The 19,122-nt window shown below is 72.8% G+C and carries 24 protein-coding genes and 1 tRNA gene; 22 read left to right on the forward strand and 3 right to left on the reverse strand.

Annotated features, from left to right (window positions below; translation table 11 throughout):
* Positions 1-100: 100 nt before the first annotated feature.
* The 12 genes from I601_RS11395 (at position 101) to I601_RS11450 (ending at position 9,506) form a co-directional block, all read left to right on the forward strand.
* Positions 101-529 (forward strand): M67 family metallopeptidase, encoded by a 429-nt coding sequence (locus I601_RS11395; RefSeq protein WP_068109629.1) that lies wholly within the window; start codon positions 101-103, stop codon positions 527-529.
* A 72-nt stretch (positions 530-601) separates the two neighbouring features.
* Entirely contained in the window at positions 602-889 is a 288-nt protein-coding gene (locus tag I601_RS11400; protein ID WP_068109632.1) for a MoaD/ThiS family protein, read from the forward strand.
* An 11-nt stretch (positions 890-900) separates the two neighbouring features.
* A complete protein-coding gene (locus I601_RS11405; RefSeq protein ID WP_218917658.1) occupies positions 901-1,467 on the forward strand; it encodes an NYN domain-containing protein in 567 nt (188 codons plus the stop codon).
* Positions 1,468-1,482: 15 nt separating this feature from the next.
* Complete coding sequence (locus tag I601_RS11410; protein WP_068109637.1) at positions 1,483-2,430, forward strand: PLP-dependent cysteine synthase family protein; 948 nt, start codon at positions 1,483-1,485, stop codon at positions 2,428-2,430.
* A gap of 118 nt (positions 2,431-2,548) precedes the next feature.
* Positions 2,549-3,373: a glutamate racemase gene (gene murI, locus I601_RS11415; RefSeq protein WP_068109641.1), complete on the forward strand. Its 825-nt coding sequence runs from the start codon at positions 2,549-2,551 to the stop codon at positions 3,371-3,373.
* Positions 3,370-4,152 (forward strand): MBL fold metallo-hydrolase, encoded by a 783-nt coding sequence (locus I601_RS11420; protein ID WP_237089385.1) that lies wholly within the window; start codon positions 3,370-3,372, stop codon positions 4,150-4,152. The genes murI and I601_RS11420 overlap by 4 nt, the downstream gene beginning before the upstream one ends.
* A 104-nt stretch (positions 4,153-4,256) precedes the next feature.
* The gene (locus tag I601_RS11425; protein ID WP_068109643.1) at positions 4,257-5,183 is read left to right on the forward strand and encodes an ABC transporter ATP-binding protein; all 927 of its coding nucleotides are present in this window, start codon (positions 4,257-4,259) and stop codon (positions 5,181-5,183) included.
* Complete coding sequence (locus I601_RS11430) at positions 5,180-5,983, forward strand: ABC transporter permease subunit (RefSeq protein WP_068109646.1); 804 nt, start codon at positions 5,180-5,182, stop codon at positions 5,981-5,983. The genes I601_RS11425 and I601_RS11430 overlap by 4 nt, the downstream gene beginning before the upstream one ends.
* A 39-nt stretch (positions 5,984-6,022) precedes the next feature.
* Complete coding sequence (locus I601_RS11435; protein WP_068109648.1) at positions 6,023-7,486, forward strand: alpha/beta hydrolase domain-containing protein; 1,464 nt, start codon at positions 6,023-6,025, stop codon at positions 7,484-7,486.
* Positions 7,487-7,518: 32 nt separating this feature from the next.
* Positions 7,519-8,241, forward strand: coding sequence for a ribonuclease PH (gene rph / locus I601_RS11440; RefSeq protein WP_068109650.1), 723 nt, complete (start codon positions 7,519-7,521; stop codon positions 8,239-8,241).
* Complete coding sequence (locus tag I601_RS11445) at positions 8,238-8,888, forward strand: non-canonical purine NTP pyrophosphatase (protein ID WP_068109653.1); 651 nt, start codon at positions 8,238-8,240, stop codon at positions 8,886-8,888. Before rph ends, I601_RS11445 begins: the two co-directional genes overlap by 4 nt.
* Positions 8,889-8,924: 36 nt before the next feature.
* The gene (locus tag I601_RS11450) at positions 8,925-9,506 is read left to right on the forward strand and encodes a 1-acyl-sn-glycerol-3-phosphate acyltransferase (RefSeq protein WP_084527502.1); all 582 of its coding nucleotides are present in this window, start codon (positions 8,925-8,927) and stop codon (positions 9,504-9,506) included.
* Between the two features lie 135 nt (positions 9,507-9,641).
* Here I601_RS11450 and I601_RS11455 read toward each other — a convergent pair.
* Positions 9,642-9,723 (reverse strand) — tRNA-Leu (locus tag I601_RS11455).
* Between the two features lie 22 nt (positions 9,724-9,745).
* Between I601_RS11455 and I601_RS21190 the strand changes: the two genes are divergently transcribed.
* Both I601_RS21190 and I601_RS11465 read left to right on the forward strand, forming a co-directional pair.
* A complete protein-coding gene (locus I601_RS21190) occupies positions 9,746-10,594 on the forward strand; it encodes a hypothetical protein (RefSeq protein ID WP_157520095.1) in 849 nt (282 codons plus the stop codon).
* A complete protein-coding gene (locus I601_RS11465) occupies positions 10,591-11,154 on the forward strand; it encodes a GNAT family N-acetyltransferase (RefSeq protein WP_068109657.1) in 564 nt (187 codons plus the stop codon). Before I601_RS21190 ends, I601_RS11465 begins: the two co-directional genes overlap by 4 nt.
* Here I601_RS11465 and bcp read toward each other — a convergent pair.
* Positions 11,144-11,632, reverse strand: a complete 489-nt coding sequence (gene bcp / locus I601_RS11470; RefSeq protein ID WP_068109660.1) for a thioredoxin-dependent thiol peroxidase — start codon at positions 11,630-11,632, stop codon at positions 11,144-11,146. The genes I601_RS11465 and bcp overlap by 11 nt on opposite strands.
* Positions 11,633-11,791: 159 nt before the next feature.
* On the opposite strand from bcp, the gene I601_RS11475 reads away from it, so the two are divergent.
* The 8 genes from I601_RS11475 (at position 11,792) to I601_RS11510 (ending at position 17,732) form a co-directional block, all read left to right on the forward strand.
* Entirely contained in the window at positions 11,792-12,490 is a 699-nt protein-coding gene (locus I601_RS11475) for an energy-coupling factor ABC transporter permease (protein ID WP_068109662.1), read from the forward strand.
* Positions 12,487-12,849 carry a PDGLE domain-containing protein gene (locus I601_RS21375; protein WP_068109664.1) on the forward strand — a complete coding sequence of 121 codons (363 nt, stop codon included), beginning with the start codon at positions 12,487-12,489 and terminating at the stop codon, positions 12,847-12,849. Before I601_RS11475 ends, I601_RS21375 begins: the two co-directional genes overlap by 4 nt.
* Position 12,850: 1 nt before the next feature.
* Positions 12,851-13,534, forward strand: a complete 684-nt coding sequence (gene cbiQ, locus I601_RS11485) for a cobalt ECF transporter T component CbiQ (protein ID WP_068109666.1) — start codon at positions 12,851-12,853, stop codon at positions 13,532-13,534.
* On the forward strand, positions 13,531-14,349 hold the full coding sequence (locus I601_RS11490; protein WP_068109670.1) for an energy-coupling factor ABC transporter ATP-binding protein: 819 nt from the start codon (positions 13,531-13,533) through the stop codon (positions 14,347-14,349). Before cbiQ ends, I601_RS11490 begins: the two co-directional genes overlap by 4 nt.
* Positions 14,346-14,594: a DUF3618 domain-containing protein gene (locus tag I601_RS11495; RefSeq protein ID WP_068109673.1), complete on the forward strand. Its 249-nt coding sequence runs from the start codon at positions 14,346-14,348 to the stop codon at positions 14,592-14,594. Before I601_RS11490 ends, I601_RS11495 begins: the two co-directional genes overlap by 4 nt.
* 14 nt (positions 14,595-14,608) lie before the next feature.
* Positions 14,609-14,932, forward strand: coding sequence for a GroES family chaperonin (locus I601_RS11500; protein WP_157520098.1), 324 nt, complete (start codon positions 14,609-14,611; stop codon positions 14,930-14,932).
* Positions 14,933-15,035: 103 nt separating this feature from the next.
* Complete coding sequence (locus I601_RS11505; protein WP_157520101.1) at positions 15,036-15,275, forward strand: hypothetical protein; 240 nt, start codon at positions 15,036-15,038, stop codon at positions 15,273-15,275.
* A 39-nt stretch (positions 15,276-15,314) separates the two neighbouring features.
* Positions 15,315-17,732: a penicillin acylase family protein gene (locus tag I601_RS11510; RefSeq protein WP_068109683.1), complete on the forward strand. Its 2,418-nt coding sequence runs from the start codon at positions 15,315-15,317 to the stop codon at positions 17,730-17,732.
* 41 nt (positions 17,733-17,773) lie between these two features.
* On the opposite strand, the gene I601_RS21695 is transcribed toward I601_RS11510, so the two are convergent.
* On the reverse strand, positions 17,774-19,063 hold the full coding sequence (locus I601_RS21695; protein WP_068109686.1) for a hypothetical protein: 1,290 nt from the start codon (positions 19,061-19,063) through the stop codon (positions 17,774-17,776).
* Between the last annotated feature and the right edge of the window lie 59 nt (positions 19,064-19,122).

Below are 19,122 nucleotides of genomic sequence, written 5' to 3' on the forward strand. Positions count from 1 at the left end.
CGGGCGGGCCCTCGGACGCGCACTTCCCACATGGACACCCGACGCAGCGCACGAACGGGACCGCGACCGTGGCGCGGGGACGACCGCCTAGGGTGGAGCCGTGCTGAGCATCGACCAGAAGACCTACGACGCGATCGTCGCGCACGCCAAGCGCGACCACCCCGTGGAGGCGTGCGGTCTCGTCGCGGGCCCCGAGGGCAGCGACCGGCCCGAGCGCTTCGTGGAGATGGTGAACGCCGCGGGGAGCCCGACCTTCTACGAGTTCGACTCCGCCGAGCTGCTCGCCCTCTACAAGGAGATGTGGGACCGCGACGAGGAGCCGGTGGTGATCTACCACTCCCACACGGCGACCGAGGCGTACCCCAGCCGCACCGACATCGGCCTGGCCAGCGAGCCCGGAGCCCACTACGTGCTGGTCAGCACCCGCGAGCACGGGAATAACGAGGGCCCTGTGGAGTTCAGGTCCTACAGGATCGTCGACGGCCAGGTGAGCGAGGAAGAGGTCACCGTCGTCGCCGAGCTGCCCTGAACCCCTTTCCCTGAAGCATCCCCCTGATCGGTCGTCCTGATCGGTCGACCGAGAACCAGCAAGGAGTCACGCGTGTCCATCGAGGTCCGGATCCCGACCATCCTGCGCACCTACACCGGCGGCGAGAAGGCCGTCAACGGTGCCGGCGCGAGCCTGAGCGCCCTCATCGACGACCTCGAGGCCAACCACCCCGGTCTCAAGGACCGCCTGGTCGAGGACAAGAACGGCAAGGACGACCTGCGCCGCTTCGTCAACATCTACGTCAACGACGAGGACGTGCGCTTCATCGGCGGCCTCGAGGCGTCGCTGAGCGACGGCGACCAGGTCGTCGTGCTGCCGGCCGTCGCCGGCGGCTGCTGAGCGGCACCGTCGTGACCGAGCGTCGTACCTTCGTCATCGTCGACGGCGAGAACATCGACGCGACGCTCGGCAACTCGCTCCACGGGCGGCGACCGACCCCCGAGGAGCGACCCCGCTGGGAGCGGGTGACGGCGTACGCCGAGAGCCTGTGGGGTCAGCCCACCCAGGGCCTGTTCTTCCTCAACGCCTCCAGCGGCCAGCTGCACACGCCGTTCGTGCAGGCCCTGCTGGCGATGAGCTACCGGCCGGTGCCGCTGTCGGGTGGCAGCGACGTGAAGGTCGTCGACGTCGGTATCCAGCGCACCCTGGAGGCCATCGCCCAGCGCGGCGAGGAGGCACCGGCCGACGTGCTGCTGTGCAGCCACGACGGCGACTTCGCGCCGCAGGCCGGAGCGCTGCTCGACGCCGGGCACCGGGTGGGCCTGCTGGGCCTGCGCGAGTTCATGAGCACCGCCCTGACCGGGCTGGGCCTGGAGGTCCACGACCTCGAGGACGACGTCAACGCGTTCCTCTCCCCGCTGCCGCGGGTGCGGATCATCGCGCTCGAGGACTTCGACCCGGCCTACTTCCTTCGCTGAGGAGCCCCGTACGCCATGCGTTACGACAACCTGCTCGCCTCTGTCGGCGGCACCCCCCTCGTGGGGCTGCCGCGTCTCTCGCCGAGCCCCGACGTCCGTCTGTGGGCCAAGCTCGAGGACCGCAACCCCACCGGGTCCATCAAGGACCGACCGGCGCTGCGGATGATCGAGGAGGCCGAGAAGGACGGCACGCTGCGGCCCGGGTGCACGATCCTGGAGCCCACGTCCGGCAACACCGGCATCTCGCTGGCCATGGCTGCCAAGCTCAAGGGCTACCGGATCGTCTGCGTGATGCCGGAGAACACCTCCGAGGAGCGTCGCCAGCTGCTGCGGATGTGGGGCGCCGAGATCATCTCCTCACCGGCCGCCGGCGGCTCCAACGAGGCGGTGCGCGTGGCCAAGCGCACCGCGACCGAGCACCCCGACTGGGTGATGCTCTACCAGTACGGCAACGCCGCCAACGCGCTCTCGCACGAGGAGACCACCGGTCCCGAGGTGCTGGCCGACCTGCCCTCGATCACCCACTTCGTGGCCGGGCTGGGCACCACCGGCACGTTGATGGGCGTGAGCCGGTTCTTCCGGCGCGCGAAGCCCGAGGTCAAGATCGTGGCCGCCGAGCCGCGCTACGGCGAGCTGGTCTACGGCCTGCGCAACCTCGACGAGGGCTTCGTGCCCGAGCTGTACGACGCCGACCTCATCGACTCCCGCTTCTCCGTCGGCCCCCGCGACGCGGTCCGACGCGTGCGCGAGCTGCTGGAGATGGAGGGCATCTTCGCCGGCGTCTCGACCGGCGCCATCCTGCACGCCGCGCTGGGCCAGGCCGCGAAGGCGGTCAAGGCGGGGGAGTCGGCCGACATCGCCTTCGTCGTGTGCGACGGCGGCTGGAAGTACCTGTCGACCGGTGCCTACGAGGGCACGGTGGACGACGCCGAGGACCGGCTCGAGGGCCAGCTCTGGGCCTGAGGCCCCTCACCCGCCGGTGACCCGGCTGGCGCCCGGCGCGGTGGCCGTGCCCCGCCCCACACGTGACCTGTGCCGCCTTGTCGTGCGGGCGAACGAGACTTGTGCCTACCCTTCACCCGTGCCGCCTGTGTCCTCCCCGCCGTCGAAGGACGCCCCGATCGGGATCTTCGACTCCGGATTCGGGGGCCTGACCGTGGCGCGCTCGGTCATCGACCAGCTGCCGCACGAGTCGGTGGTCTACCTCGGCGACACCGCGCGGCAGCCGTACGGCCCGCGGCCGATCGGCCAGGTGCGGGAGTACGCGCTCGAGTGCCTCGACCACCTCGTGGAGACCGGCGTCAAGGCGCTGGTCATCGCCTGCAACTCCGCGAGCGCCGCGATGCTGCGCGACGCGCGGGAGCGCTACGACGTACCGGTGGTCGAGGTGATCTACCCCGCGACCCGCCGCGCGGTGGCCGCCACCCGCACCGGGCGGATCGGGGTGATCTGCACCCGCGCCACCGCCGAGTCGATGGCCTACGACGACGCCTTCGCCGCCGCGCCGCACCTGGAGCTGACCACCCGCGCCTGCCCCCGCTTCGTCGACTTCGTCGAGGCCGGGGTGACCGCCGGGGACGACCTGCTGGCCGCGGCCCACGAGTACCTCGACCCGTTGAGCGAGGCCGGTGTCGACACCCTGATCCTGGGGTGCACCCACTACCCGCTCCTGACGGGCATCATCTCCTACGTGATGGGCGACGGAGTGACCCTGGTGAGCTCCGCCGAGGAGTGCGCGAAGGACGTCTACAAGATGCTGGTCGTCAACGACCTCCTGCGCGACGGCGGCGAGCCCCGGCACCAGTTCCTCACCACCGGTGAGCCCGAGGAGTTCGCGGCCGTCGGCCGGCGCTTCCTCGGACCCGAGATGGTGGCCGCGACCGGCCTGGCCGGGAGCCTCGCGTGAGCGCCCCGACGCTGCGGCTGACCGTCGTCGGCTGCTCCGGGTCCTACCCGGGCCCGGAGTCACCCGCGTCGTGCTACCTGCTCGAGGCCGAGCACGACGACGGCAGCGGGCCGCGCACCTGGCGGGTCGTCGTCGACCTCGGCAGCGGCGCGCTGGGTGCCCTGCAGCGCTACGCCGACCCGCTGGCCATCGACGCGGTGCTGATCAGCCACCTGCACGCCGACCACTGCCTCGACATGTGCGGCTACCACGTGCTGCGGCGCTACCACCCCTCCGGCAAGCAGCCGCTGCTGCCGGTCCACGGCCCCGTCGGCACCGCCGACCGGTTGGCCCGCGGCTACGACCTCGAGCCCGACCCCGGCATGCGCGAGGAGTTCGACTTCCACGTCTGGGACGCCCCGGTGCAGGTCGGGCCCTTCCACGTGGTCCCGATCCCGGTCGACCACCCGGTGGAGGCGTTCGGGATGCGGATCTCGGTCGGCGACGTGACGCTGGGCTACTCCGGCGACACCGGCCCCTGCGCCGGTCTCGACGCCGTCGCGGAGGGTGTCGACCTGTTCCTCGCCGAGGCCTCCTTCCGCACCGGGGACCACAACCCGCCGCACCTGCACCTGACCGGCACCGACTGCGGCGAGGCCGCTGCCCGCGGTCAGGTCGGGCGCCTGGTGCTCACGCACGTGCCGCCCTGGTTCGACCCCGCCGACGCCCTCGCCGAGGCCACGGCCGTCTTCGACGGACCGATCGAGCTCGCCAGCGCCGGGGCGGTCTACGAGCTCTGAGGCGGCTGCACGAGTCCCCGGTCACCCCCCTGTCGACCTAGGGACCCGGGCCTACTCCCGCCTGTCGGCTTCGCCACGGGCGCTTCATCGGGCAGGGTGGAGCCATGATCATCGTGGATCACCTCACCAGGAAGTACGGCTCGTTCGCGGCCGTCGACGACGTCTCCTTCGTCGCCCAGCCGGGCCGGGTCACCGGGTTCCTCGGCCCCAACGGCGCGGGCAAGACGACCACCATGCGCGTCATGGTCGGGCTGACCCCGGCCACGAGCGGGTCGGTGACGATCGGCGGCCACGCCTACCGGGACATCCCCAACCCCGGACGCCACGTGGGCGTGCTGCTCGACGCCTCCGCCCAGCACGCCGGGCGCACCGGTCGCGAGGTGCTGACCATCGGCGCCCGCACGATGGGCCTGCCCGACTCACGCATCGACGAGATGCTCGAGCTGGTCTCGTTGACCGGCCCGGAGTCCAAGCGCCGGCTGCGCAACTACTCGCTCGGCATGCGTCAGCGCCTCGGCATCGCGCACGCACTGCTCGGCGACCCCTCGGTGCTGATCCTCGACGAGCCCGCCAACGGCCTCGACCCCGCCGGCATCCGGTGGATGCGCGGGCTGCTCAAGGGGTACGCCGACCGCGGCGGCACGGTGCTGCTCTCCAGCCACCTGCTGCACGAGGTCGAGCAGATCGCCGACGAGATGATCCTCATCGGCCGCGGCCGCGTGGTCGCCCAGGGCGACAAGAAGTCGCTGCTGCAGGGCCAGGCGGCCAGCACCCTGGTCACCTCCACCGACAACACCCGGCTCGCCGAGGTGCTGCGCGCCCAGGGGATCGCCGTGACCCCGGCCGGCGAGGGGCTGCGTGCCGAGTGCGCCGCCCTCGACGTCGGCCGCGCCGCGGCCGAGCACGGCCTCGTCCTCACCGACCTGCGCACCGGCTCGGCCGGCCTCGAGGACCTCTTCCTCGAGCTGACCGCCAGCACCCAACGTGAAGGCCACCCCCAGGCCGCGACCCAGCAGGGAGCCTCCGCATGAGCGCCACCACCCCCGCGACCCACGCCGGCGCGCCCGGCATGCTCGATGTCAGCGGCACCCCGCGGGTCCCGCTGAGCCGCCTCGTCACCGTCGAGCTGCGCAAGAGCCTCGACACCCGCGCGGGGCGCTGGTTCACCGGGTCGATCCTGGCGCTGTGCCTGGCGATCGTGGTGATCTACGCCCTGATCGCGCCGGAGGGCGCCATCGACCTCGGCGACTTCCTGCTCGTCTCCGGCAGCGTGCTGGGCTACTTCCTGCCGATCCTCATCATCTTGATGGTCACCAGCGAGTGGAGCCAGCGCACCGGGCTGGTCACGTTCACCCTCGAGCCGCACCGGCCCCGGGTCGTGGCAGCCAAGTTCCTCGCCGGGCTGCTGCTCGGGGTCGGCCTGATCGTGGTCGCCGCGCTGATCGGAGTGCTCGGCGTGCTGATCGCCGGCGGCGGCTGGGACGTCGAGACCGGCCTGATCGTCAACGGGTTCGTGATCGCGAACATCATCGGCATCCTCCTCGGCTTCGCCATCGCGATGCTGCTGATGAACACCCCCGCCGCGATCGTCGCCTACTTCATCTACACGCTGGTGCTGCCGATCGCCGTCGGCATCCTCGGCGCGTTCCAGGAGTGGTTCGCTGACCTGGCGCCGTGGATCGAGTTCAACACCGCCCAGGCGAGCCTCTTCGAGGGTGACTACGTCCCCACCGGCGAGGAGCTGGGCCAGCTGATCACCTCCGGGCTCATCTGGCTGGTGCTGCCGCTGGTGCTGGGCACGCTGCGGCTGCTGCGCGCCGAGCCGAAGTAACGCCGTAGCCGCGACCGGCCCCGGATCGTTGAGCCGGACGTGCGCCGACTGCTGCTGCTCGCCCTGACGTTCCTGCTGGTCACACCGGTTCCGGCTCCCGCCGTCGGCACGGCACCCGAAGACCCGGGGCGCCGCGCCGACGGCCCGGCGGCGACAGCGGTGCCGCTCCCGAGGCTGAGCGCCCCGCCCGGCGGGCTGCACGGTCACCCTCTGTGGGACTCCTGGCACGACCTGGAGCCGTTCGGCTACACCGAGTCCGAGCTCCTCGTCTCCGGGACCGCGACGTCGGCGGACGGCGCCAGCACGGCGCCGTACACGACCCGGGTGGTCATCACCCGGCCGCAGCAGCGCCGCGACTTCAACGGCACGGTGCTGCTGGACTGGGTCAACGTCACCGCCCAGTTCGAGAACGCCGTTGACACCCTCGAGGCGCGCGAGATGCTGCTGCGCGAGGGGGTGGCCTTCGTCCACGTCAGTGCGCAGAAGGCCGGCCTGTGCTGCACCCCGCTGACCCCGCAGGTGTGGGACCCGGTGCGCTACGCCGACCTCGACCACCCGGGCGACGCGTACGCCGCCGACATGTTCGCCCAGGTCGCGCGAGCGGTGCGGACCCGCCGGGTCGGCTCGGTGCGACCGCTCGGCCCGCTGCGTGTACGCCGCGTGCTCGCTGCCGGCCAGTCGCAGTCGGCCAGTAGGCTGCACACCTTCGTCAACGCCCGACCCGACGGCTCCGGGGTCATCGACGGCTTCCTGATCCACGGCGGCGGAGGCCTCGAGTACGGCCCGCGCCTGCGCGTGCCCGTGCTGCAGATGAACAGCGACTGGGCCGAGAGCACCGGCACCCCCGACGACGACCCGCGCTTCCGGCTGTGGGAGGTGGCCGGGTCCGCGCACGCCGACTTCTTCATCGGCCATCAGCAGGTCTTCGGCCAGGCTCCCCGGGTCCTCGACCAGCCCCCGAAGGACCGCGCCGGCTACGAGGCGCTCATCGAGACCGCCGGCAACTACGGCCAGGTGCCCGACCTGCTGCAGGCGGCCTGCACCGTCGCCGGGGCCACCATGCCGACCCGCTACGCGGTCTCCAGCGCGCTGCACCGCCTCGACCGGTGGGTGCGCACCGGAGTGGCGCCGGCGCCGACGCCGCGCTACCGCTACAGCCCCGACGGGCAGACCCCGCTGCGCGACGCCGATCACAACGTGCGCGGCGGGATCCGGCTGCCGCCGATGCAGGTGCCGGTCGCGAGCTACCGCTCCGACGACTGCCAGCTGGGCGGCATCACGGTGCCGTTCAGCGACCAGGAGCTGGCGCAGCGCTACCCGACGTTCGGCGACTACCAGCGCCGGATGCGCCTCGCCACCGATCGCTCCGTGCGCCGGGGCTGGCTGCTGCCCGCTGACGCGGTCGACATGATGCGCCGGGTCTGCGCCGTGCGCTCCCGCTACCCCAGCGCGGACCAGGGTCGCTGCCGCGGGTACCGGCCGCCGCGCTTCCCCCGGCACTGACGCCCGACGCCCGGCTGGTTAGGGTCGCGAGCATGACTGCACGCGAGGACGGCCGCGCCGACGACGAGCTCCGCCCGATCACCATCACCCGCAACTGGCTCGACCACGCCGCGGGCTCGGTGCTCGTGGAGTTCGGCCGGACCAAGGTGCTGTGCGCCGCCTCGGCCTCCACCGGCGTGCCGCGCTGGCGCAAGGGCTCCGGGCTGGGCTGGGTCACCGCGGAGTACGCGATGCTCCCGGCCGCGACCAACACCCGCTCGGACCGGGAGTCCGTCAAGGGCCGCATCGGAGGTCGCACCCACGAGATCAGCCGGCTCATCGGCCGCTCGCTGCGCGCGGTGGTCGACTACGAGGCGCTGGGGGAGAACACCATCCAGCTCGACTGCGACGTGCTCCAGGCCGACGGCGGCACCCGCACCGCCGCGATCACCGGCGCCTACGTGGCCCTCGCCGACGCGGTCGCGCACCTGCGCTCCACCGGGGCGATCAAGGGCGAGCCGCTCACGGGGTCGGTGGCCGCGGTCTCGGTCGGCATCATCGACGGCATCCCGCGCCTGGACCTGCCCTACGTCGAGGACGTGCGCGCCGAGACCGACATGAACGTCGTGATGACGGGCACCGGCTCGTTCATCGAGGTGCAGGGCACCGCCGAGGGGGCCGCCTTCGACCGCGCCGAGCTCGATGCCCTGCTCGACCTCGCCGGCAAGGGCTGCGTCGACCTGACCCGGATGCAGGCCGAGGCCCTGGCTCGATGAGCCGCTCGACTGACGGGGGCGGCGAGACCCGGCAGGTCGTCCTCGCCTCCCGCAACGCCAAGAAGGTCGCGGAGATGCAGCGGATCCTGCGCGAGCACGCTCCGGACCTCGAGGTCGTCGGCCTCGACGACGTGGCGGCGTACGACGAGCCGGTCGAGGACCAGCCCACCTTCGCCGGCAACGCGCTGCTCAAGGCGCACGCAGGGCACGCGGCCACCGGCCTGCCGACGCTGGCCGACGACTCCGGCCTGTGCGTCGACGCGCTCAACGGCATGCCCGGCGTGCTCTCCGCACGGTGGTCCGGCCGGGCGAAGGACGACGCGGCGAACAACGCGCTGCTGCTCGCCCAGCTCCACGACGTGCCCGAGGTGCGCCGGGGCGCGCACTTCGCCTGCGCGGTCGCCTTCGTGCACGGCGACGGGGAGCTGGTCGTCGAGGGGCGGATGGACGGCACCGTGATCCGTGAGGTGCGTGGCGAGGGCGGGTTCGGCTACGACGGGCTCTTCGTCGCCGACGAGCACTCCGAGCCCGAGCGCACCAGCGCCGAGCTCGAGCCGGCGGAGAAGGACCGGCTCTCCCACCGTGGTCGGGCGCTGCGCGAGATGGCTCCACTGGTCGCCGCGGCGCTGGCCGACGAGCCGGCCTGACGACGCGGAGCGACCCGACGCCCTAGGATCACCGCCGTGAACCGTCACTTCCTGCTGCGCCGCTCCATCGCCCGTGTGCTGCTGCGACTGGTGCGCTGGCGCACCGTGGGGGAGGTGCCGCGCAAGGGCGTGCTCGTGGGTGCGCCGCACACCTCCAACTGGGACTGGGTGCTGACCCTCCTGCTGGCCTGGGACAACAGCGTCACGATCCGGCTGCTGGTGAAGCAGGAGTTCTTCAAGGGCCCGGTGGGCTGGTTCCTGCGCGTCACGGGCTCGGTGCCGCTGGACCGGGCCAACCCCGGCGCCACCATCCGCCAGCTCATCGCCGACTCCAAGACCGACGAGACGTTCCTGCTCGGGCTCGCCGCCGAGGGCACCCGCAGCAAGAGCGAGTACTGGAAGTCCGGCTTCTACCGGATCTCCCAGCAGACCGGCCTGCCGGTCACCCTCGCCTTCGTCGACAAGCCCACGCGACGCGTCGGCTGGGGGCCCACGTTCGCGCTCACCGGCGACGTCTCGGCCGACATGGATCGCATCCGCGAGTTCTTCGCGGACAAGACGGGCCTGCGCCCCGAGCTCACCACCACCCCCCGCCTCAAGGAGGAGGGCCCGGCCTGACCGACGAGCGGTCACTTCTGCACCACCCAGCAGTCAGTTCTGCACCTGGGGGCGGCCCGGCGTGGGCCGCAAGTGACCTCTCGATGGTGCAGAAGTGACCGGTCGATGGTGCAGAAGTGACTGCTCGTGCGTGGGTGCCGGAGGCGGGACTCGAACCCGCACGCCCATGGGGCACAGGTACCTAAAACCTGCGTGTCTGCCGTTCCACCACTCCGGCTGCAGGTGGGAGTCTAGGAGCGATGACACGCTCACGCCCGGTGGGTCCGGCACTCGCCCTCGCGCTCGCGCTGGTCGTGCTGGGCGCGGCCTGCGGCGCTGAGCCGCGCCCCGACGCGGTGGGCGCCGGGATCGACGCCGAGCTGCGCCAGTCCTCGCTCGACGCCGCTCGCGGGCAGATGCAGGTGTGGGTCGCGAACGACACCGGGGCCGCGCAGGTCCCGACCTCGGTGCGCTACCTCGACGACCGGCTGGCCGGGCCGCTGGAGGGTGACCGGCTGCGGCCGATGGCCGCCGGGGCGCAGATCGGGTTCGGCCTGCCCCTGCCATTACGCCCGCCCTGTGGTGCGGAACCGGCGCCGCGGGGCGCCCAGCGCGTGGAGGTGCGCACCGACGAGGGCGACACCTGGCGCAGCGCCGTGGCGGACGAGACCGACGTCCTGGGGCGCTACCTGGCCTCCCGCTGCCTGGAGCTGGCGGTGGCGGAGGTGGCCGGGCTGCGGTGGCTGCCGGTGCGCCACGACGGACGGCGGGGCAGCACCGGCACCCTGACCCTGGCCGTGCGCCCGACGGGGGAGCCCGGCCACGTGCTGTTCCTCGACACCGTCAGCGGTACGCCGCTCCTGGGCGCGGCCGGGGCGGCCCACTGGTCGCCGGGGGTCCGGGTGCGCAGCGACGGGGAGCCGCTGCTGGTCCCGCTGGAGGCCCGGGCGGCCCGCTGCGACGACCACGTGTTCATGGAGGGCGGGGGCTCGACCGCGTTCCGTGTCGGGCTGCGGCTCGACGACCGTGGAGGTCAGCTGCTGGTGCGCATGGGCGAGCGCGCCACCGCCTCGGCCGTGGCCTTCGTGCGCGACAGCTGCGGCCTGTGAGCGCGCCGGTCGGCAAGACGCCGGAGCAGTGGGAGGGCGCCGGGGTGCGGCTGCGCGCGTTCGTGCGCGCCGACGAGACCGACCTGGTGGCGGCCTTCGCCGACGCCGCGATCACGACCTGGAACCCCGGGCCGCCGGAGGGGCCGACGGCCTTCGTGGCCGAGCGCAACGACTGGAGCACCGGCACCCACGCGTCGTGGGCGGTCGCTGCCCCCGCTCCCGGTGGCGAGCCCGGCCGGCTGCTCGGATCGGTGTCGCTGCACAAGATCGACCTCACGCAGGGCGACGCCGAGATCGGCTACTGGGTGGCGCCGTGGGCCCGCGGCCGCGGGGTGGGTGCCGCGGCGGCCGCGGCAGCGGCGGCGTACGGCTTCGCCCGTCTGGGGCTGCACCGGGTCCACCTGTTCCACGCCGTGGAGAACCACGCCTCGTGCGCGGTGGCGACCCGCGCGGGGTTCCTGCTCGAGGGCACCCTGCGCCAGTCCTTCCGCTACCCCGACGGGCACCGCCACGACGAGCACCTGCACGCCCGGCTGGTCACCGACCCGCTCAGTCGCTGAGCCCGAGGTCGCGGCGCAGCTTGGCGACGTGCCCGGTGGCCTTGACGTTGTACTGCGCCACCTCGATGGCGCCCTGCTCGTCGACGACGAAGGTCGAGCGGATCACGCCCTGCACGACCTTGCCGTACATCTTCTTCTCGCCGAACGCGCCCCAGGCCGTCAGCACCGACCGGTCGGGGTCGGAGAGCAGCCGGATCCCCAGCGCCTCCTCGTCGCGGAACTTCGCGAGCTTCTCGGGCTTGTCGGGGGAGATGCCGAGCACCTCGTAGCCCTCGGTGCGGAAGGCGTCCTGGGTCGCGGTGAAGTCACAGGCCTGCTTGGTGCACCCCGGGGTCAGCGCGGCGGGGTAGAAGTAGACGACCACCTTGCGACCGCGCAGCGCCGAGAGGGTGACCTGGGCGCCGGTGTCGTCGGTGAGGGTGAAGTCGGGGGCCTGGTCACCGGGAACCAGGCGCGGGGCGGGCGTCGTGGTGGTCATCGGGTCCTCCTGCGGGCAATCCGGATGGCGGCTTGTTGCGAACAACTTGCAACAACGTATTCTGGGCGAGGATGTCGCACCGGCGTCCAACCTAGCCTCACCCAGACCTGCCCCCAGACCTGCCCCGAGACCTGCCCCGAGACCTGCCCAGGAGCGGCCATGCACGTGCCCGACGGGTTCTTCGACGCCCCCACCTCCATCGCCACCGGCGTCGTCGCCGTGGCCGCGATCGGGGTGTCGCTGCGCGGCGCCCGGCGCGAGCTCGACGACCGCACCGCACCGATGGCCGGGCTGGTGGCCGCCTTCGTGTTCGCCGCGCAGATGCTGAACTTCCCCGTCGGTGCCGGCACCAGCGGGCACCTGATGGGCGGCGCCGTCGCCGCGGTGCTGGTGGGGCCGTGGACCGCCGTGCTGGCCACCAGCGTCGTGTTCGTGGTGCAGACCCTGATGTTCGCCGACGGCGGCATCACCGCGATCGGCACCAACGTCGTCGTGATGGGCGTGGCCACCGTGGTCGTCGGGTACGGCGTCTTCCGCGGCCTGCAGGCCGTGCTGCCCAAGAAGCTCGCGCTGGTCCCGGTCCTGGCGGGGATCGGGGCCTTCGTCTCCGTGCCCGCCGCGTCGCTGCTGTTCGTGGCGCTGTACGCCGTCGGCGGCGCCGCGCCGGTGCCGATCGACACCCTCACCACCGCCATGGTCGGCGTGCACACGCTCATCGGGGTCGGGGAGGGGCTGATCACCGCCCTGGCGGTGGCCGGCATCATCGCCGTGCGCCCCGACCTGGTCCGCGGGGCCCGTCGGGTGCTGGAGGAGCGTCCGCTCGAGATCCGCACCGCACGTCCGGAGGTCCCCGCATGAGCGCGCCCACCCGCAAGGTCAGCACCCGGGTCGTCCTGGTCGGTGTCCTCCTGGTCTCCCTCGTGCTGGCCGGCGTGATCAGCTTCTACGCGGCCAGCAGCCCCGACGGCCTGGAGACGGTCGCCCAGGAGCACGGCTTCGCCGACGCCGAGCAGGACCACGGCGCCGCGGACGGCCCCTTCGCGGGCTACGACAGCGGCTTCGTCGACAGCGACCGCCTCGGCGGCGGGCTCGCCGGCGTCGCCGGTGTGCTCGTGGTCCTCGTGCTGGGCACCGCCGTAGCCTACGGCGTACGCCGCCGCCCGCGGGCGACCGAGGCCGACGACAGCGTGGACACCCCCACGAGCACCGGGTCCTGAGGTGGGTGCCGGGCACGGGCACCGCCTGCACTACCACGCCCACTCGGCGCTGCACCGCGCCCCGGCGCACCTGAAGGTGCTGGGCCTGCTGGGGTTCATGCTCGTCGTCGTGGCCACCCCCGACGACTGGTTCGCCGCCTTCGGCGCCTACCTGCTGGTGCTGCTGGGCGTCGTCGCGCTCTCCCGCGTGCCGCCCACCTACCTGCTCAAGCGGATGGTGGTCGAGGTGCCGTTCGTGGTCTTCGCGCTGGTGCTGCCCTTCGTCGCGTACGGCGAGCAGGTGCAGGTGCTGGGCGTCGGCCTGAGCCGACCCGGGCTGCTCGCCGCGTGGGGCATCCTGGCCACCGCCACGCTCGGCGTGCTGGCCTCGCTGACGCTGGCGGCCACCACCGAGCCGCAGGACCTGCTGGCCGGGCTCCAGCGGCTGCGGGTGCCGCACCTGCTGGTGCAGATCATGTCGTTCATGGTCCGCTACCTCGACGTCGTCACCGGTGAGATGCGCCGGATGCGCGTGGCCCGGGAGTCCCGCGGCTTCCGCGCCCGCGACCCCCGCCAGTGGCCGGTGATCGCCCGCTCGACCGGCGCCCTGTTCATCCGCTCCTACGAGCGCGGCGAGCGGGTGCACCTCGCGATGCTCTCGCGCGGCTACACCGGCACCATGCCCGAGCCCGAGGCGCACCGGTGAGCCTCGGACGCGTGCACCCGACCGAGCCGCCGGTCCTGGACGTGCGGGGACTGGCCTACGCCTACCCCGACGGTCACCAGGCGCTCTACGGGGTGGACCTGCGGGTGCGCCGCGGCGAGCGGGTCGCGCTGCTGGGGCCGAACGGAGCCGGCAAGACCACGCTGGTGCTGCACCTCAACGGCATCCTCGCCGCCGGAGCCGGCTCGGTCGAGGTCGGCGGGCTCGGGGTCGGCAAGGAGACCCTGCAGGAGGTGCGCCGCCGCGTCGGCATCGTCTTCCAGGACCCCGACGACCAGCTGTTCATGGGCAGCGTGCGCGCCGACGTGGCCTTCGGCCCGCACAACCTCGGACTGCGCGGAGCGGCGCTGGAGCGTCGGGTGATGGACGCGCTCGAGCAGGTGCAGATGGCGGCGTACGCCGACCGGCCGCCGCACCACCTGTCCTTCGGGCAGCGCCGGCGCGTGGCGGTCGCGACGGTGCTGGCCATGGAGCCGGAGGTGCTGGTCCTCGACGAGCCGTCCTCCAACCTCGACCCGGCCTCGCGCCGCGAGCTGGCCGACGTGCTGCGCTCGCTGGACGTGACGGTGCTGATGGTCACCCACGACCTGCCCTACGCCCTCGAGCTGTGCCCGCGCTCGGTGGTCCTGCACGAGGGCCAGGTCGTCGCCGACGGTGCGACCTACGACGTGCTCACCGACGACGCCCTGATGCGGGCGCACCGCCTCGAGCTGCCCTTCGGCTTCGACCCCCGCACGGTGGGTCCCCCACCGGGGGGCCCGCGGGGTGGTGGCGGTGTTGATAGCGTGACGCCGTGACCACGGACCCCAGCGCCCTCGAGCGTGAGATCGAGGAGACCCGCGAGCGACTGGCGGGCACCATCGACCAGCTGCTGCACCGGGCGAGCCCCAAGACGATCGTCGGCCGCGAGATCTGGACCATCAAGGCCCACTACGTCGACCCGGCGACCGGGCAGCCCCGCACGGACAACATCTTGAAGACCGTCGGCGCCGTCGTCGGCGTGGTCGTGGCCTTCGTCGCGGTCCGCAAGATCACGTCCTGAGTGCGCGCAGCGCGATGAGCGACAAGATCCCGATCAAGATGTTGCACGACCGGGTGCTCGTCGAGCTCGACACCGAGGCCGGTGAACGCCGCTCCTCGGGAGGCATCGTCATCCCGGCGACCGCCGCCATGGGCGCGCAGCGCCTCGCCTGGGCCCGCGTGGTGGCCGTCGGTCCGCACGCCCGCGCCGTCGAGCAGGGCGACCGGGTGCTGTTCGGGCCCGAGGACAAGGCCGAGGTCGAGGTGCAGGGCGAGACCTACGTCGTGATGCGCGAACGAGACGTGCACGCGGTGGCCGCCGAGCGGGTCGGGGACCAGGCCACCGGTCTGTACCTGTGAGGTGGCACACCCGGCCGCCCCGCCCACGTAGGCTGGGCACCGACCTCCGACGTTCCCCTGCCCGCCCGGGGCAGGAAGCCGCAGGAGCGAGAGGTGGGCGCCCGTGCGGACCCCAGGACGAAGCGAGCCGCTGACGGTGCTGCGTGAGCGCGTCCGCGTGGCGCGTGACGAGGTCGCCCTGCGCCGCCAGGACCCCGGACGCCGCGACGACCTGGGTCGGGCCCAGCTCGAGCTGCGCCGTGCGCTGGAGGCGCTGGTCGTCGAGCTCGAGGACCGCCGGCTCCCGGTGCCCTACGCCCTGCACGCCGAGCTGCGCCTGCACCAGGACATCGACCCGCGCTGACAGGGCGTAACGCAGGTCACTCGCCGCCGTTGGGCAGGCATGGTCAGCACTCGCCCCACCCGAGCGGTCATCGCGCTCGCCGCCACCCTCCTCGCGCCCCTGGGCGCCGTCACCCTGGCGGGAGCAGCAGCGCAGCCGCCGAGCACGCCGCGAGCCGAGCCCGCTGGCATGCGCGCGGAGATCACCTGGACCACGCACGGCATCCCGCACATCGAGGCCCGCGACTTCACCTCGCTGGGCCTGGGCAGCGGGTACGCCGCCACGGAGATGTCGGCGTGCACCCTCTTCGACACCCTGATCACCGGGCGGGGTGAGCGCTCGCGCTGGTTCGGCCCCGAGGAGCGCTACAACGACCAGGTCACCCTGGACGCCACCAACCTGCAGGTCGACACCCTGGTCACCGACCTGCACGACCGCAAGGTCGTCGAGACGCTGCTCGCCGACGAGGTCCGCGGCCCCGGTCGCCAGGCCCGCGCCCTGGTCAAGGGCTACGTGGCGGGCGTCAACGAGTGGGTGCGCGACCACGACGTGCGCGACCCCGCCTGCCGGGGCGCCGCCTACCTGCGCCCCGACGTCACCGCCCTCGACCTCTGGTACGGCGTCTACCTGGCCAACCTGCTCGCCTCCACCGGCGTCTTCGTGCCGCAGATCGCCGACGCGTCCCCGCCGAGCCCGGACGACCCCGGCCTGCCCTCGCTCCCGGTCCGCGCCTCCCAGGTCGACCAGGACGCGCTCCTGCGCGCCCTGGGGCGGGACCCCGACGCGCCCTTCGGCTCGAACGCCACCGCGGCCGGCGCCGACGCGACCTCGACCGGCCGCGGGATGCTGCTGGGCAACCCGCACTTCCCGTGGCGCGGTCGCTACCACTTCACCCAGCAGCACCTGACGATCCCGGGACGCTACGACGTGGCCGGCGCGTCCCTGGTCGGGTCGCCGGCGGTCAACATCGGGTTCAACAAGGACGTGGCCTGGAGCCACACCGTCTCGACCGCCTACCGGTTCACGCCCTACGAGTACCGCCTCGTCGGCCCCACGACGTACCTCACCGACGCCGGCCCGGCCACGCTCGAACGACGCGAGGTCGAGGTCCGGGTGCGGGGTGAGGACGGCCGGCTCAGCACGGTCACCGAGGACCTCTACCGCACGCCCGAGGGGTACGTCGTCGACTCGCCGGACACCCTGATGCCGTGGAGCCCGGCGTCGGTGTGGGCGATCCGGGACGCCAACGCCGAGCACCTGCGCACCATCGACACCTTCCTCGACATGGGCAAGGCCACCGGGGTCCGCGACCTCCTGCGGCGCCAGGACGCCGGCAGCGGGATGCCGTGGGTGAACACCACCGCCGCCGACCGCGAGGGCAAGGTGCTCTACGCCGACCACTCGGTGGTGCCGAACGTGCCGGACGCGCTGGCCCAGCGCTGCCTGACCCCGGTCGGGCGGGTCCTCGAGCAGGTCGCGGGGCTCCCGGGCCTCGACGGCACCCGGGCCGGCTCGTCGTGCGCCTGGGGCGAGGACGCCGACGCCCAGCGCCCCGGCATCTTCGGGCCGGGGAACCTGCCCTCGGTGGTGCGCGAGGACTGGGTGATGAACGCCAACGACTCCTACTGGCTGCCGAACCCGGAGGCGCGCCTGGAGGGGTACGCCGCGATCATCGGGTGCGAGCGCTGCGAGCGGACCATGCGCACCCGGGTGGTGTCGCACTACGTCATGGACCGGCTCGCCTCCGGCCGCAAGGAGACCCCGCGCAGCTTCCGTGGTCACCAGTACGCCAACCGCGTGATGGCGGCGGAGGTGATGCGTGCCGACGGCGCCCTCGACGACGTGTGCGAGCAGACCGGCGAACGCGAGGCCTGTGCCGCGCTGGCGGCCTGGGACGGCCGCTCCGACAAGGGATCGCGAGGCGTGCACCTCTTCGAGGCGTTCGTCGCCCGGTTGCCGAGCGCGCCGTTGGACCTGGTCGAGACCGTGTGGCGCACCCCGTTCGACCCGGAGCAGCCGCTGACCACCCCGCGCGACCTGAACACCGACAACCCGCAGGTCGTCGAGGCGATGCAGGCGGCCATCGACGCGGTGCGCGACGCGGGGGTGCCCTTCGACGCCCGCTGGGGCAGCCTCCAGGTCGCGGGGGACCGAGGCGCTCGCCCCTACGGCCTCGGCGGCGGGACGGGTGACTCGGTGGGCAACGCGAACGCCCTGGCCTCGCGCTGGGTGCGCGACCACGCCGACCGGTACCGCCCGATCACCTACGGCTCCTCGCACATCCAGGCGATCAGCTACCGCGGGCGACGCGGGGTGGATGCTCGCACGATCCTGACCTACGGGCAGTCCGAGGACCCCCGCTCGCCGTTCTCGCGGGACCAGACCCGGATGTTCTCGAACGAGCAGTGGGTGCGCTTCGCGTGGACCGACGCCCAGATCCGCAAGGACCGGGTCCGTCAGCAGGTGGTCACCCGCTGACGGACCCGGTCCGTGAGGTCATGAGGTCGGTGCGGCCCTGATCAGCGACGCACCTTGACCTTGAGGACGCCGCTGACGGCGCCGGTGACCGACTCCGAGCCGTGGACCACCAGGCGGTAGCGGGAGGTGCCCTTGCGGCGCTCCTTCGGGAAGCTCACGAGCACCCGTCCGCTGTCGGCCGGCAGGGTCGCCTTCGTCGTCCAGTCACCCTTGCCGAGCCGCTGCAGCTCCACGGAGGACAGGCCGGGCTGGTCCACGGTCACCATGTCGGTGGCGACGCTCTGGCCGCGGCGCAGCTTGACCTTCGCGTCGTCGAAGTCCGCGATGGCGGTCACGGCGCGGGGCACGTCGAGCGTGTCGGCGTCACCGTCGGTCTCGAGCAGGCAGCGCAGGCCCTTCTCCCAGTGGTAGTTGGTGCCCGCGACCTGGATCCACTCGACGGTGTAGTCGGTGGTCCCGGCGGGCCAGTTGCGGTGCTGGGAGTAGGGGAACGCCCGTGTGCCGGACCAGGTGCCCTCGTTGTTGTGGTAGTTCAGCGTCACCTGGCCACGGGGAGTCATCAGGCGGATGTTGATGTCGTTGGCCTGGCCCTCGGGCAGGTCGCCCGGGTAGGCGACGACGAGGCCGGCACACGTCGGGTCGGCGTACTTCCAGTTCCAGTCGAACGAGCCGCCCGGGTTGGTCGGCGGGTTCGGCGGGAACGTCGGCGGGGGCGTGGGCTCCGGGGTGGGCGTGGGAGTCGGGGTCGGCGTCGGGGTCGGCGTGGGGGTGGGCGTCGGAGTCGGGGTCGGCGTGGGCTCCGGGGTGGGCGTGGGAGTCGGCGTCGGCGTCGGCGTGGGCGTCGGAGTCGGGGTCGGAGTCGGCGTCGGCGTGGGGGTCGGAGTCGGGGTCGGCGTCGGAGTCGGGGTGGGCGGCGGCGTGGGCGTCGACGGGGCACTCACCCAGGAGTACGAGTAGTGCGAGATCTCTTTGCCGGAGGTGTGGGAAATCGGGTACTGAGCCGTCGGGGTGTCGAGCGTGACGTACTGCGGGCCGTTGCCCTGCTGAACGCTGCCAGCCTTTACGCAGTACTCCGAGATCAGCATGCCGTCGGGTGCCGTGAGCGTGATGCTCTGCACCTTGCCGCTGACGTCGATCTTCTTGGACCTGAGGTCCTGGCAGACCTGGTCCTTGTCGTCATCGTTGCCCTTCGCGACCGCGGTGCCGGCACCGCCGACCACCCCGAGGACCCCGACGGCCAGCAGCGAGCCGAGGGCGGTGACGGCGGTGGCGCGGCGGCGGCGTCGGACGGACGGGGTGGCCGCGCTGGGCGCGGCGAGCTCGATCTGCACGGGAGACTCCTCGTTCTGGAAGGCGATGACAGCAGCCTGGCACGCGGATCCGGCCCGGG

It is taken from the genome of Nocardioides dokdonensis FR1436 (genome assembly GCF_001653335.1).
In the GTDB taxonomy this organism is placed as follows: Bacteria; Actinomycetota; Actinomycetes; order Propionibacteriales; family Nocardioidaceae; genus Nocardioides; species Nocardioides dokdonensis.

Excerpts from the sequence above, each read along its gene's own strand:
- I601_RS11410 (WP_068109637.1), top strand. The coding sequence starts at position 1,483 with ATGCGTTACGACAACCTGCTCGCCTCTGTCGGCGGCACCCCCCTCGTG.
- I601_RS11425 (WP_068109643.1), top strand. The coding sequence starts at position 4,257 with ATGATCATCGTGGATCACCTCACCAGGAAGTACGGCTCGTTCGCGGCC.
- I601_RS11430 (WP_068109646.1), top strand. The coding sequence starts at position 5,180 with ATGAGCGCCACCACCCCCGCGACCCACGCCGGCGCGCCCGGCATGCTC.
- rph (WP_068109650.1), top strand. The coding sequence starts at position 7,519 with ATGACTGCACGCGAGGACGGCCGCGCCGACGACGAGCTCCGCCCGATC.
- I601_RS11445 (WP_068109653.1), top strand. The coding sequence starts at position 8,238 with ATGAGCCGCTCGACTGACGGGGGCGGCGAGACCCGGCAGGTCGTCCTC.
- I601_RS21190 (WP_157520095.1), top strand. The coding sequence starts at position 9,746 with ATGACACGCTCACGCCCGGTGGGTCCGGCACTCGCCCTCGCGCTCGCG.
- bcp (WP_068109660.1), bottom strand. The coding sequence starts at position 11,632 with ATGACCACCACGACGCCCGCCCCGCGCCTGGTTCCCGGTGACCAGGCC.
- I601_RS11475 (WP_068109662.1), top strand. The coding sequence starts at position 11,792 with ATGCACGTGCCCGACGGGTTCTTCGACGCCCCCACCTCCATCGCCACC.
- I601_RS21375 (WP_068109664.1), top strand. The coding sequence starts at position 12,487 with ATGAGCGCGCCCACCCGCAAGGTCAGCACCCGGGTCGTCCTGGTCGGT.
- I601_RS11500 (WP_157520098.1), top strand. The coding sequence starts at position 14,609 with ATGAGCGACAAGATCCCGATCAAGATGTTGCACGACCGGGTGCTCGTC.
- I601_RS11510 (WP_068109683.1), top strand. The coding sequence starts at position 15,315 with ATGGTCAGCACTCGCCCCACCCGAGCGGTCATCGCGCTCGCCGCCACC.